Raw genomic sequence first — 13,247 nt, 5'->3', positions numbered from 1 at the left:
CTCACGGCTGGCGGTGGGCAAGGATGAGCAGCGTGTCGGCCGAGCGGGCACCAGCAGCCGCAGGAGGAATCCGATCGATGCTGATCGCGGTGAACCCGGCGTCGTACAAGAGCTTTGTCCAGACGTGCTCCTGGAGGACCCAGCGACGCATCGTCGTTGGAGTGCCGTCTGGTGCGAGGGCCGGGATGTCGGCGTGCACCGCGTCCGGCTCGGCGGGAGCTCCACTGAGGTAGTGCCCCAGGGTGGAGGCGGCGAACAGCCCGCCGGGGCGCAGTGCGCGGGCCGCCGCCGGCAGCAGCAGGCGGGGGTCGGTGAAGTCGGCGGCGCCGAACACGGAGTAGACGACGTCGTACTCGAGCTGGCGCCCGTCCAGGTGCGTGGCCACGTCGGCAAGCACCGGGCGCAGGCGGGGCGCGAGGTGACCGTAGAGGTCACGGGCCATGGCGTACTGGGCGGGGGAGGCGTCGATGGCGTCGACCCGGGCCGGGCAATGGTGGGTGGCGAGGTGAGCGGCGTGCCGCGCGGCGCCCGCGCCGAGGTCGGCCACGACGAGGCCGGTGAGGTCACCCAGTGCCTCGGCCCCCGGACCTCCGTCCTGAGCCCAGACCCAGGAGAAGGAACCGGGGACGGACCGGTCGGTGCTGGCGCGGGTGCGGCCGTAGTGGTGCCACAGGTCTGGCGCTGTGCCTTGGGCGGGGGAGGTGGTCTTCACCCAGGTCATCCTGGTACCCGGTGCGTCCGGCCGCAGGAATTTGACCGAAGACCACCCGACCGCGTCATGGTGGGCCCGGCCCGGCCGGGCCCACCGCAATCCTCCTGTCAGTGCGAGTCGTTGCCCGGGTGACAGGGGCTGCACTTCGCGGAGTCCGCCCACAGCGGCAAGTCCACGTCCCAGCCATCGGCGGCGATGAGCTGGGCGGTGCGCAGGACGGTGCCGTCGTTCTTGAACTCGACGGCCGGCACGTGGTGCAGGAACTGGCCGTCGTTGTGGGCCCGGCAGAGTTCGGCGTAGGCGACGGTGTCCAGGATGATCGTGTGGACGCCGATGTCGACCAGCGAGCTGGGGCCGAGGCTCAGCTGCTCGCCGCGGTGGGCCATCGCGGTCAGCAAGTAGGCGTAGCCCTGTCCGAGGACGCGGGCGGCCATGACCGAGTCGTACGGGTAGTCGCGCATCAGGAGACCGATCTGCTTGTCCCACAGATCGGTGGGGACGTGGTCGCGCACGTTCCGGAGCGGGCCGAGGATCGGGGCGGCGAGTGCAACTGCGGTTACCATGCTTCCTCCAACTGCTGTTGGGGTACCTGGTGGCGTCGGGCGCTGCCCGGCGGCTTTCCGAAATTACGAGTCAACCAGTGTGTGGCTCAACGAGGTTGCGAGAAGTTGCGCACTGTGGATCACCGGGAAGGTCACCGCGGCTACGAGGCACGAGCGGGGCCTGCTGACCCGTTCGCAGGGGAGACCGCTTCGCCACCTTGTCACCGCCTCCTGCCCGCCGTACGGTCCAAAGGCCCACAGGATGTCGATGTACCTGACAGGCCGACCGTCGGCGGGAGACGATGGCGACCGGCACAACTTCTCGCAACCTCTCGGCGATGGGGAAGGTCATGCGGCTACGGTTCATTGCGAAGGACCCGGACAGCCCGGACGGCGAGTCGCCGACGGTGTGGGTCGACGAGGAGAACTCGGACCTCGTGATCCAAGGTTGGACGGCCGATGACGGCACGGTCGAGGAGTGCCGGCGAACCGGCCGAATCCCGGATCACGAGGGCGTGTTCAGGGTGCCCGTACGGATGGTGCGGGCGTTGAGGGAGGCGTGCGATGTCGCCGAGCGCGGCGCGGATCGACGAGCTGCTGAAGGCCACGGTACGGACGGCCGTTCACCTGGAGATGCGTGACGGATACACGCAGAACGACCCCGCACTCGACGCCTGGAGGGCAGGGCACCGGGTCAACCCCAGTGACCGTTCCTCGTGGTGGCGGCCCTGGCTCGACGTCATCGCCGAGGCCGTCGGACGCGGAGTGGAGGTCCGGCGCGCCCGGATCGTGTCGATGCCTCCGAGCGAGTACATCCGCTACGAGTACGACGTGACGTTCCCGAACGTGGTGGCCGGCGAGCAGGTCCGCTGGCTGCCTCGCAAGGACGCGTCGCTGATCGCGTTGCCTGGCAACGACTTCTGGCTGTTCGACGATCGCCTGGTGCGCTGGGGCCACTTCAACGGCGACGGCGACTCCCTCGGCGGGGAGCTCACGGACGACCCCGCCGCGGTCGCCCTGTGCTCGCGGGCGTTCGACGACGTCTGGACCCGCGCGCTCCCGCACGACCAGTTCACCTTCTGACCGGCAGCGAGGACCCGCCGCGCCCACCACCAGCTGACCTCCGTGCCCTCCTACACCCCCTCCTCCAGCGTCATCGCCGCCCGCAAGGCCTTGGCCGAGCGGCTGCGTGACCTGCGCCGGGACGCCGGAATCACCGGCCGCGAACTCTCCCGACGCTGCGGCTGGCACCCCGCCAAGACGTCCCGCATCCAGGACGGAAAGGCAGGCCCCTCCGACGCCGACATCCGCGCCTGGTGTCGGGCCTGCAACGCACCCGGCCAGGCAGATGACCTGATCGCGGCCTCCCGCGCCGTGGACTCCATGTACGTCGAGTGGCGCCGCCTGGAGAAGACCGGCCTGCGCCACGCCCAGGACTCCGTCCTCGACCTGTACCGCCGCACCCGGCACTTCCGTGTGTACGCACACCGCGTGCTGCCCGGGATGCTCCAGACCCGCGAGTACACCCGGGCAGTCCTCACCGCGGTGCAGCGTGCCCGCAACACGGCCGACGACGTCGAAGCCGCCGTTGACGCCCGGATGGACCGCCAGGCCATGCTGCACCATGGCCGCCGCACCTTTGCGGTTGTGATCGAGGAATCGGTACTCCATGGCTCCGTTGCTGACGCCGCGACGATGGCTAGCCAGCTCGGGACCCTCATCGAGTTCAGCACCAGACCCACCGTGAGCCTCGGCATCATTCCCATCCACACCGGCCGACGCCGCTCCCCGGCCGAGGACTTCTACATGTTCGACGACACGCAGACCTCCGTCGAACTGATCAGCGGCCACCTCCGACTGACCCAACCTCACGAGATCGCCATGTACGCCGACGCGTTCGCCACCTTCGCCGAGATGGCGCTGTTCGGACACGCGGCACGGCACAGGATCGCCTCCGCACTCAAACGCCACCAGTGACGGCACGCAACTACTCGCAACCGTGCGCCACCCTGAGTGACCTAGCCGCTACGGTCGATTACGACCCGGCTGCCCCGTCCACACCGCGACGGGCAGCTCCGGCCCGTAAGGAGAAAGCCCGTGACGTACCCCTGGGACACCGTTGCCCGGCTCGTCGAATGGCACGACGCCAACGCCGCCCTGCCGGCCGAACAGGAACAGCTGATGCGCATCCTCAAACTCAGTGAGGAGGTCGGCGAAGTCACCGAAGCCCTCGCCGGGGTGCTCGGCACCAACCCGCGCAAGGGCCGCAGCCACACCGAAGCCGACGTCCAGGCCGAGCTGTGCGACGTGATCATCACCGCCATGGTCGCGCTGCGCAGCCGCACCCCGCAGGCGGCGACGGTCTTCCGCGCGCACCTGGACCGGATCGCCCGCCGCGCCCTGCCCGACTCCCGTGCCTCCGGCGCGACGCACGACCTGCACCTCCTGCCCGAGTACCACCGCCTCGTCGCCTCCGGGGAGAAGACCGTCGAAGTCCGAACCGCCAGCCCGGCCAAGACCGCGATCAGGCCCGGCGACCGCATCTCCTTCCGCACCGACGACGCCAGTCCGGTTGCCTGCGCCGTCGTCCGCGTCGACCGCTACCCGGACTTCGTCGCACTCCTCGACCACGAAGACCCCCGCGTGATCAACCCGACCACCGACCGCAACGGCATCCTCGCGGCCCTGCGCGGCATCTATCCGGCGGAGAAGGAACAGCGCGGCGCGCTCGCCATCGAGATCGCACGACAGTTCCCCGGCAGCTCGGTCTAGGCAGCGCGTCAGGCAGTATCGGCCAGCTGTTGGATCAGAGGATGTTCCAGTGGAGCTCGTCGTCGCTGGAGCGTAGACCTTCGATCCGGCGACACACCTCAGCGAGAGTCGAGCTGCCGACGGTTGCCCGTTTGGCATTCGTCGTGATCATCCGCAGCTCCCGGAGCCCGGACAGCACGGGAAAGCCCTGCCACGACGTCACATCGAAGCCGTATCCGTCGGCGAAGTCGCGGTAGTGGGAGCGGCCGTAGCCGAAGCGGCGACAGTGGATCTCGACTGTGACGAGGTCGAGTTCAGGCTGCCCGACGCATGCGGTGTCCCAGTCGCACAGGACCGCAGCGTTTCCGCAGTGCAGGGCATTCCGGTGCTGAGGGTCACCCTGCACTAGCCCAGGAGGTAGGACGTACTGCACCTGGGCGAGATCCGCTTCCAGTTCGTTCAACCGGCCCGCCAGGAAAGCAAGATGCTCCGGCGGCAACGCGCTGATCGCCGAGATCGACTGCCTGATTGCCCCGGCGGTGTCGACGGGGCGAACCTCGAAGGGAGGCATCGGAAGGCTGTGAAGAAGACGCAGCGGAGCGGCAAGGTACGCGGCCGGAACCGGCCGGTGCTGGGGGAGGTACTGCCAGAACGTCACGGCATGACCGGAGACCACTACCGGCTGCTGCACCCGCAGCAACTCGACGGTCGGAAAGTTCATGCTGGTGAGCCACCGAACGAGCTGGACCGTACGGCGGACGCTCTGCAGGGGCGTGCCCGCTCTCGCAATCTTGGCGACCGCCCCGGCGGCCGGCAGCAGGTAGACGGCGTTGGTGTGGCCGCGCAACATCTCCGCACCGGCCGGGTCAAGCCCGGCTTGGTCGCATGCGGCGTTGAGGACTGTGACAACGTCGGATTCGGCGAAGCCGCCGATCCGGACAACCGGAGCACTCATACTTGCCAGGCTGCCTGGCAGGGCAACTATCTGTCACGTCCGGCCGAGTGGGAGAGCGAGAAGTTCGCCGAGTTCTCGAGCCGCACGGGGCCGCACTTCCCGCGGCGTTATCTTGATGATATCCGCTGCGCGGGCGCCGAGGATCTGAGTGCGGTGGTCCTCGGGCACCGCCAAGTAGGTGTCCCTGGCCAGCTGGCAGGCCTCGGATACGCTTCGCTGGCGAACGAGGCACATGGCCTGTTCCAGACGCAGCAGCGGGGCCCTGACCCCGGATGTTGGACACGGGGTTATGCGGCTTGGGCGAGTGTAGTTGATGTTGTGCTGAGGGCGGTCTCGTAGGCGATCGGGCTGCGGTATCCGAGGCTGCTGTGGCGGCGGACTGTGTTGTAGCGGTGGAGCCAGCGGAAGAGCTCCAGGCGGGCCTCGCGCTCGCTTGACCAGCTCTTTCGGCCTTGGAGGGTCTCGCGTTTCGCCGTCGCGTTGAAGCTCTCCGCGAGCGCGTTGTCAGCGCTGGACCCGACCGCGCTCATCGACTGCCGGACGCCGGCCCGGCGGCAGGCCTCGGCGAAGACCCTGCTGCTGTACTGGGAGCCGTGATCGGTGTGCATCACCGCCCCGTGCAGGCTGCCGCGGGTCCGCTCGGCCGCGGCCAGGGCGTCGATGACCAGCTCGGCGCGCATGTGGTCGGCGATTGCCCAGCCGGCCAGCCGGCGCGAGCACAGGTCGATCACGGTCGCGAGATAGCAGAACTTGCCGCCGCCGACCGGCAGATACGTGATGTCGCCGACGTACTTCCGGTTGGGCTGCTCGGCGGTGAAGTCGCGGCCGACCAGGTCCGGGGCCTTCGCCGCGGCGGGGTCCGCGATGGTGGTGCGGTGCTTGCGCCGCAGCCGCAGCCCGGCGATCTGGGCGGCGTTCATCAGCCGGGCGACCTTCTTGTGGTTCACGACGTCGCCCTGGTCGCGGAGCTCGGCCGTGACGCGCGGGACGCCGTAGGTGCCGTCCGAGGCGGCGTGGACCGCGCGTATCCGCGCGGTGACCTCGGCGTCCGCGGCCTGCCGGGCGGCGCGGTCGGGGGCGGTGGTCTGCCAGTAGTAGAAGCTGGACCGGGCGATGCCCAGGACCTGGCACAACCGCTTGACGCCGTAGCGGCGCTGGTGGTCGGCAACGAACTGGCAGCGGTTCACCAGCGCGTCTCCCCTGCGAAATACCGGGCGGCCTTGCGCAGGATGTCGCGCTCCTCCTCCAGCTCGCGGATCCTCTTGCGCGCGGCCGCCAGCTCGGCCTGCACCGCGTCAGCGGCCGGAACCGCCGCGAGAGCCCCGGCCGCCGAGTGCGAGGCGGGACGGCGTCCGTCGGCGGTCCGAATCCAGTTGCGCAGGGTCTCGGTGTTCACCCCGAGGTCCTCGGCGACCGACTTGATCGTCGCCCCCGGCCGGGACCGGTACAACGCGACCGCGTCCACCTTGAACTGCGGCGGGTAGTGCTTCATCACCATCTGTGCAGGACTCCTGTCCACCCGGACCATCAAGATCCAAGTGTCTCTGGTGTCCAACATCCGGGGTCAGGGCCCGCGCCGGGTCGATGCCAGTGTGGTCGGGGTACAAGCGCAGCGCCTCCTCTTGGGCCCGGCCGGCGTGCACCGTATCTCCGAGTGCGGTGAAGGCGCCAGACAGGTACAGCTGGAGTCGGCGGTAGGGGAATGCCCAGGCGTCGTCTTCCGGGGCGGCTTGCGGGGTGCGCTCGAACAGTGCGCGGGCCTGCGCGATTGCGGCGCGAGCGCCTTCGACATCTCCCTGACGGGCCTTGATCCGCGCGTCTGCCGCAGCGGCGAACGCTCCCGTTGCGGACGGCCGCCCACGGTTGAGAAGCACGGCCTCGTGAGTGAGGGCTGCCGCCTCGGCCAAGGGCCCGTAGTAGAAGGGCAGCATTGCTGCTTGCACCCGCACTCGTGTCCGCAGTTCGCGATTGCCGCTGTCATCCGCAGCCGACTTGGCGGTCCCATACCAATCCTCGGCGTGCTCCCGCCGTCCCAGTTTCATCAGCGAGTCCGCGATCAGAGTGGACAGCACCGCGATCATCTCGGACAGCCGAACCTGGACGAGCGCCGGCTGCCTCTCCTCGGAGTATTGCCGGACCTCCTCCACGGTGTTCAGCAACCGGGCCAGCATCACCATGGGTGGATCGAAGATGTAGTCGCGCCTCAGGGCGAAGAGCTTTCCGTCAAGAGACTCCAGCTCACCCGTAGTGAGCGTCGTGCTGGCCAGCGTGCGTTCAATGGCGCGCCGATGGAAACGGGCCGCGGCATCGAGCGGGTCACTGGGCCCAAGCGGCGCGGTCATGGCTGGACGCCTCGCTGGCAGAGTACCTGGCGGGGTGGGCGGCGAGAACGCGGTCGCCGAGGCGTGTGTGCCCGTTCGGTAGCCGCCGGTGAATCCCAGCCCTTCTGCGTCGGTTTGATAGAGGCGGCACAGCAGATCGATGGTTTGAGCGCGAGGCACGCGGGCGCTTCGTTCCCACGCGCCCAGTTGCTCGGCATCCAAGCTGGGGCGGTTGAGTGCCAGTTCGTCGCACAGGGCGACTAGCTTTTTGACGGCCTGCTGGCGCGTCCACCCTCTTGCGAGCCGGTGGCCGCGCAGAAGTGTCACCTCGCAGCACTCAACGATCAGGCTCACCGTCTCGTCAGCCGTCCATCCGGCTGCCGCGGCGTTGGCCCGGATGCGCGCTGCACAGGACGGTCCGTGGCTCATGGTTCACCTCATCTCTGCCATCTGTAGGCAGCTTAGCTGTCGAGCGTTACTGACTGAACGTCAAAAGCAGTAAATACTTACTGGTTCGGCAAACGGGCGCGTGCAAATCAGCAACTTCATTCCAGACCAGCAATTTCTTCTGTTTGCCTCCCCGGTCCGGTGCAGCGAGTCTCTGTGAACACGCGATGACCGCCGCGAGCCAACACCCTCGCCAACGGCCCGGGAACATCTGCCCATGCACAGCCCGGAGGATCTGCCATGTACCGCCGTGTCCTACAGATCAAGACCCCGCTGAGAACCGCCTCGGCGGGCGCCATCCGCAACCTGCTCCTCGAACGGGTGAGGAGCCTCTGCGGGGTCGCCCTCACTTCCGACCAGGCGTACACCGTCCGCCTGTGTGCATCCGAGTTCGTCGACAACGCGGTGAAGTACGGCGCTGAACGCGCCGCCCTCGACGCCGAGTTGCTGATCGAGGGCGACCTCGACCTCCAGACTGGCCGGCTTCGGATCACCGTCACCGACCCGTGTGTAACGGTGCCCGACATGGGCAGTCGAGCCGAGGACCTGACCGCGCTCGGCGGCCGAGGGATCACCGTTGCCATCGGCTACGCCGAGGACGTCGGTTGGCACCAGCGCCTCGACGCCCGGGGGACTCCCACCGGCTGGTCGGTCTGGTTCGACGTCAACGTGGAACTGGAATCGAGGGCCTTCGGCGAGGTCACCGCCACGACGGCGGAAGTGCCACCGGAGTCCGTCATACCGGCCCCGACGCGGGGCCTGGGCTCCGTGCCGGTTTTCGCCCGCAAGGGTGCGGCCAGGCGGCACTGGCCGAGCCGGCGCCACAGGGGGCGCACCGCCGCGTAGCCGGCGCCCGCAGACCCGGCATGCGCCGGAGCCCACCACCCAGCTCCCGGCTGGCCTCCGCCCCCGCCGGTAGGCCAGCCGGGCTCACACCGCCCTGTCGAGGGCAGGCGCGGCCCGCCTCCGGCGGCGGCCGCGCAACGGGGCCGACCACGACTTCGGCCCCGGCGCCCATGCTGCAGCCTTCCCATTGCCCGCACAGCGGGAAGGCAGCAGCTGCCCGGCCGCTCCCAAGTCCCCCCGGCGAGGGGCGGCCGGGCAACTCACCCCTGAACGCCCCTGACGGAAGGCCCGCCACGCGGGCACCCGAGGACCCCGTTGCCGACCGCCGAACAGCTCGCGGTCGGCAACGAGGAACCACGGCCGCCTGCCCCCGATCACCACCGGGGGAGCGCCGGTCACGGCCACACGGCGAAGTCGCCCCGGGCGGGCCCCGCATGCCCGAGGCCGGAAGCACCAGCCCCGCACGCCGGGCCGCCAACCAACTACTCGACACAGAGACCGAGATGACACCCACCCCTTTCGTTCCACAAACCCACTTGCGTCAGGTGATCGAGGGCATGCGCTGGATTGCCGGGCTCACCCGTGACCCCGGAGGTACCTGGCTGGCCTGGGCACACGGTCACGCAGTCCCCGTTCCGCTCGGAACCTCCGCCGCGGTAGTACGAATACCGGAACCGCTGGGCCGAGCCGCCATCGCCGTGCTGGTCGCGCACGCTCCCGAGCTGGTCGGCCCGGTGATCGTCGACGAGTGGGCCGGCGTCGTCGACGTCTTCGTGCCCGGTGCCCCGCCTGTGCCGCAGAGGGGCGACGTCGAGCTGATCGGCCCGGGCCAGGACCCGCCACCGGTGGTCATGTGCCCCTCGCCCGGCAGGCGGGCGGTCGGGCGCCGGTGGTTGCGCCCCCCGAGGGCGCTGCCGGGCCACTGCGCGGTGCTCACCAATCCGCACCGCCTCGCCGAAGCCCTGGCCCTCTCCCACAGCCCGCTCGCCGCGGCCGGGTGACAGACCCGCCCCCGTGAACCTCCCGCCCCCGACACACCTCCCCATCTCGCGCCGATACAGGAGAGCACCGGTGACAACCGACGGTCCGTGCTTCGAGGTCCTTCAGTTATGGGCCGCGAAGAAGCTGGGGAGTGTGCCGTTCGCGAACGGCGTGCCGCTGCTTCCGCTGGGAGTCTCACTCGACCGGATCGCCGACGAAGTGTCGCGCCTGGGCGGCCCGCACCTGGCTGATCCATCGGTGGAGCGGCTCGCAGAGGCACTGGAGGTCACCGCCTGCCGACTGCGCCGTACCGAAGGCGACGGCCCGCGGCCCGTTCTGCTGACCATGCTGGCCCACCAACTCCACGACGCCGACTCGGCGCTGCGGCAGGGCGAGCACTGGTCGGCGCTGGACCTGGTGCGCCGCGTGTGTGTGACGCTCGTGTGCCTGGAGGAGATCGCCACCCACGCCACCGGGCCGGGCGCCGGACGAGCGCGCCTTCGCGCCGGAGACCTCCCGGGGACGGCTCCGTGGTGACCCACAACTCGATCACGGGCGCCACGGTCTTCGGGGCGACGGTACAGGCCCACACCGTGTTCGGCGGCATCACCCTACACACCCCGCCCCCGCCCCCAGTGCCGCGCCAACTGCCTCGGCGCCGCCCGATGGTGGACCGCGAGGACCTGACCGCCGCCCTCGCCGAAGTCCTGCGCCAAGACGCCCCGATTCCGGTGCTGCTCACCGGCCCGGCGGGCATCGGCAAGACCACCCTCGCCCTGCACACGCTCCACCAGCACGGCCATCCGCCCGGCGGCCAGCTCTTCGCCGACCTCGGAGCCCACACCACCGCCAGCCCCACCCACCCGGACGACGTCACCGCTCGTTGGCTGCGAGCCCTGGGCATCACCCAGCCGCCCGCCGACCCCGAGGAAGCCCGCGCCCTGCTGCGTACACTCACCGCCTCCCGGCCGGTGGCGGTCCTGATGGACAACGCCGCCGACGACGAGCAAGTGCGGGCATTGATGCCCGCCGACGGGTCGCTGGTCGTCATCACGTCCCGCCGCCCGCTGGCCGGCCTGCTGGCCGACGGCGCCCACCACCGGGCGCTTGGGCCGCTACCACCGGACGCCTCCCACCAACTCCTCGCGGCCACCGCCGGAGAAGCGGGTGCCACGTCCGACCTCGCGGCCCTCGCCGCCACCTGCCGCGGCGTGCCGCTGGCCCTCGCCCTCGCCGGCGCCCACCTGGCCGCAGGGCGTCCGTTCACCCTCCAGACCACACCGCCGGGCACACCGTTGGAGACCGTCTTGACCGCAGCCGTCGCCCAGACCTACCAGGCCCTCGCCCCGGAAACCGCCCGCGTCTACCGGGCCCTCGGTGCGCTGCCGCTGCCCGGCACCCGGATCGACGCCGCGATGGCGGGCGCGGCCACCGCCCTCGACCCGTCGGCCACCTACGGCCACCTGACCTCCCTCACGCAGGCCGGTCTCATCCACCCGGCCGACAACGGTGACGGGCACTACTACTTCACCAGCGCGGGCGGCCGCCGCCGAGCCGCCGCCCTGAGCCGACGGACGGATGGCGCCGACGAGGTCGACACCATCCGTCGCCGCGCCCTGGACTGGCTGCTGGCCGAGGCCCACGCGGCCTCCCGCACCCTGCACCCCTTCCGCCGCAGCGTCGAGCCGTACCTGCGCCACCCGCCGGCCCACCGCGCCGACCTCACCGACAAGCGGCAGGCCCTGGCCTGGTTCGCACACTGCGACACCCACCTGCGCACCGCCCTGGAGACCTCCACCCGTCACGGCCTCGACGACATCACCACGCACCTCGCCCATGCCTGGTGGCCGTGGCTGCTGCGCCAGCGCCCCTACGCGCTGTGGCAGTTGACATACGAACTCGCGATCCCCGCCGCCCAACGCCTCGCCCGGACCGCGCCCGACCCCGGCGGCCGGTTCCTCTTGCGTGAGCTGTTCGGTGCGCGAGCCACCGTGCGGCGCGCGACGGGCGAGTACGGCGGCGCCATCGAGGACTGCGGCGCGGCCCTCGCGCTCGCCGCGGAAGACCAAGACGCCGTCGCCCAGGCACAGCACCTGAACGACCTCGGCGTCGCGACCCATGAATCCGGCAACCCGGGACTCGCGCACGTCTACCTGACCGAGGCGCTGAACCGGCGCTCCGCGCTGGACAACGTCCGCGACACCGGCGTCATCAGGGTGGCGCTGGCCGCTGCCCTCCACGATCTCGGCGAGGACGACACCGCGCTCGCGCACCTACGCGACGCCTACCAGGAACTGACCTGCGTCGGCGACGGTCTGAACGCCGGCCGCGCCCGGGCGTGGGAGGGCCGCATCCTCGCTCTGCGGGGATCGCCCGGCCCCGCCGAGACGGCGTACGCCGAGGCGATGAACCACTTCGTCACCGACAGGGCCCACCTGTGGCAGGGCCGCGTCCTGCTGTGGTCCGGCGAACTGGCCGCCAGCCGCGGCCACCGGCAACAGGCCACCGAACTCCTGAGCTTCGCCCGCCAGTTCTACGCGGGCAGTCCGTCCGACCTCAAGGCCGTCACCAACGCGGCCACGCGTCTCGGCGTCGCTCTGTGACCGGTGACGCGGGATCGCCCGCCCGCCTTCCCAGCACCGCCGCCGTCACCCACCGCGTCACCGGAAACCGCATCCCCGCACGCCCAGCCGGCCCCCGACCCGGGAGCGGCCCCGCGCCCTCCAACCCCGTCCTCTCCAGAAGGTGCATCGTGACTCCCGACGAAAGCTGCGCCGCGGTCATCGCCACGGCCCGGCGCAACGGCCTCGACCCGCGAGGAGCCGTCCTCCTGCAAGCTGGCCCCCATCACACGTGGTGCCTGCCCAAGTCCGGGGCCGTCGCCAAAGTGTGGGCCCCGGGCACCGCCTTCGAGACGGCCGTCCGTGACACCCGGATCGCCAGGTGGCTCCTCCACAACGGGATCCGGGCCCCGCGCCCCGTCGGCAACTCCACCTACCCGCTGACCCACTCCGGTCGCTACCACCTCCAGGTCGGCTTCGCCGAGGACCTGGGCGACCGCCCGCCCGGCCCGGCCGACCTCGCCGGCGTCCTGCGGCGCCTGCACGCCCTGCCCGTGCCCGCAGGCCTGGGCCTGACCCGGTTCGACCCGTGCAGAACCCTGGCCGGGCGCATCCGCGACCTGCCGCCGGACACACTCGCCCCCGACCAGGAGCGGCACCTGCGCGCGGTGCTGGCCGACACCCGCAAGGCGTGGCGCGCCGCACCCTGGGGCCCTCTGTGCGTGATCCACGGCGACGCGACCCCGACGAACTGCATCCTGACGTCGGACGGTCCCGCACTGATCGACTTCGAGCGCACCGCGACCGGGCCCAGGCAATGGGACCAGGCCGCCGCCGCGTGGGCGCGCGACGCCTACGGCACACCGCCGGAGCGGTACGAGGAGTTCGTGCGCTCCTATGGCGAGGACGTCACCGCCGACGACGCCTACCGCCTGATGACCCCGGTCTTCGGCATCGCCGCGTGGCTCTACATCGCCGAGTGCGCCCGCACCGAGCCCGAGCTTCAGGACGAGGCCGACCGGCGCCTGGCCACCGTCCTCACCCACCCCTTCCCTCCCGCCCCCTGGGGCTGGCTGCCCGCCTCCCGCGCCGCAGCGCAGGCCGCACAGTGACCGCCGCTGCCCCGCGGCC

12 protein-coding genes are annotated in these 13,247 nt (G+C 70.7%); 8 read left to right on the top strand and 4 right to left on the bottom strand.

The genetic code is table 11. The features are described 5' to 3' along the window. Position 1: 1 nt before the first annotated feature. Positions 2-712 (bottom strand): class I SAM-dependent methyltransferase, encoded by a 711-nt coding sequence (locus tag ACZ5GH_RS11360; protein WP_464334160.1) that lies wholly within the window; start codon positions 710-712, stop codon positions 2-4. A gap of 107 nt (positions 713-819) precedes the next feature. Continuing rightward, positions 820-1,275, bottom strand: coding sequence for a glycine-rich domain-containing protein (locus tag ACZ5GH_RS11355; protein WP_464334159.1), 456 nt, complete (start codon positions 1,273-1,275; stop codon positions 820-822). A gap of 543 nt (positions 1,276-1,818) precedes the next feature. Here ACZ5GH_RS11355 and ACZ5GH_RS11350 point away from each other — a divergent pair. The 3 genes from ACZ5GH_RS11350 (at position 1,819) to ACZ5GH_RS11340 (ending at position 4,026) form a co-directional block, all read left to right on the top strand. Beyond that, positions 1,819-2,337, top strand: coding sequence for a DUF6879 family protein (locus ACZ5GH_RS11350; protein ID WP_464334158.1), 519 nt, complete (start codon positions 1,819-1,821; stop codon positions 2,335-2,337). A gap of 42 nt (positions 2,338-2,379) precedes the next feature. Continuing rightward, a complete protein-coding gene (locus ACZ5GH_RS11345; RefSeq protein ID WP_464334157.1) occupies positions 2,380-3,231 on the top strand; it encodes a helix-turn-helix domain-containing protein in 852 nt (283 codons plus the stop codon). Positions 3,232-3,351: 120 nt separating this feature from the next. After that, positions 3,352-4,026, top strand: a complete 675-nt coding sequence (locus ACZ5GH_RS11340; RefSeq protein ID WP_464334156.1) for an ASCH domain-containing protein — start codon at positions 3,352-3,354, stop codon at positions 4,024-4,026. Positions 4,027-4,060: 34 nt separating this feature from the next. Here the strand turns inward: ACZ5GH_RS11340 and ACZ5GH_RS11335 are convergent, their stop codons facing one another. Together ACZ5GH_RS11335 and ACZ5GH_RS11330 are read right to left on the bottom strand one after the other, a co-directional pair. Further along, entirely contained in the window at positions 4,061-4,960 is a 900-nt protein-coding gene (locus tag ACZ5GH_RS11335) for a phosphotransferase family protein (RefSeq protein ID WP_464334155.1), read from the bottom strand. A gap of 287 nt (positions 4,961-5,247) precedes the next feature. Then, positions 5,248-6,458, bottom strand: a protein-coding gene (locus ACZ5GH_RS11330; protein ID WP_464334099.1) for an IS3 family transposase whose coding sequence is annotated in 2 segments (ribosomal slippage) — positions 5,248-6,164 and positions 6,164-6,458 — 1,212 coding nt in all. Because the reading frame shifts where the segments join, the coding sequence is not laid out codon by codon here. A gap of 1,510 nt (positions 6,459-7,968) precedes the next feature. Between ACZ5GH_RS11330 and ACZ5GH_RS11325 the strand changes: the two genes are divergently transcribed. The 5 genes from ACZ5GH_RS11325 to ACZ5GH_RS11305 all read left to right on the top strand — a co-directional run bounded on the left by ACZ5GH_RS11325 (position 7,969) and on the right by ACZ5GH_RS11305 (position 13,228). Beyond that, positions 7,969-8,574 carry an ATP-binding protein gene (locus ACZ5GH_RS11325; protein ID WP_464334154.1) on the top strand — a complete coding sequence of 202 codons (606 nt, stop codon included), beginning with the start codon at positions 7,969-7,971 and terminating at the stop codon, positions 8,572-8,574. Positions 8,575-9,272: 698 nt separating this feature from the next. After that, positions 9,273-9,575: a hypothetical protein gene (locus ACZ5GH_RS11320; RefSeq protein ID WP_464334153.1), complete on the top strand. Its 303-nt coding sequence runs from the start codon at positions 9,273-9,275 to the stop codon at positions 9,573-9,575. A gap of 70 nt (positions 9,576-9,645) precedes the next feature. Then, the gene (locus ACZ5GH_RS11315; RefSeq protein ID WP_464334152.1) at positions 9,646-10,092 is read left to right on the top strand and encodes a hypothetical protein; all 447 of its coding nucleotides are present in this window, start codon (positions 9,646-9,648) and stop codon (positions 10,090-10,092) included. Further along, complete coding sequence (locus tag ACZ5GH_RS11310; RefSeq protein WP_464334151.1) at positions 10,086-12,158, top strand: hypothetical protein; 2,073 nt, start codon at positions 10,086-10,088, stop codon at positions 12,156-12,158. Before ACZ5GH_RS11315 ends, ACZ5GH_RS11310 begins: the two co-directional genes overlap by 7 nt. Before the next feature lie 149 nt (positions 12,159-12,307). Then, complete coding sequence (locus ACZ5GH_RS11305) at positions 12,308-13,228, top strand: phosphotransferase family protein (RefSeq protein ID WP_464334150.1); 921 nt, start codon at positions 12,308-12,310, stop codon at positions 13,226-13,228. The last annotated feature ends 19 nt before the right edge of the window (positions 13,229-13,247 follow it).

The sequence above is a fragment of the Kitasatospora sp. Xyl93 genome (genome assembly GCF_055383135.1).
The sequence above is the reverse complement of the archived record's forward strand: the minus strand, read 5'-3'. Positions and strand labels throughout refer to the sequence as shown.

What these genes read in the sequence shown, in the direction of transcription:
- ACZ5GH_RS11350 (WP_464334158.1), top strand. Translation starts at nt 1,819, where the DNA reads ATGTCGCCGAGCGCGGCGCGGATCGACGAGCTGCTGAAGGCCACGGTA.
- ACZ5GH_RS11335 (WP_464334155.1), bottom strand. Translation starts at nt 4,960, where the DNA reads ATGAGTGCTCCGGTTGTCCGGATCGGCGGCTTCGCCGAATCCGACGTT.
- ACZ5GH_RS11355 (WP_464334159.1), bottom strand. Translation starts at nt 1,275, where the DNA reads ATGGTAACCGCAGTTGCACTCGCCGCCCCGATCCTCGGCCCGCTCCGG.
- ACZ5GH_RS11325 (WP_464334154.1), top strand. Translation starts at nt 7,969, where the DNA reads ATGTACCGCCGTGTCCTACAGATCAAGACCCCGCTGAGAACCGCCTCG.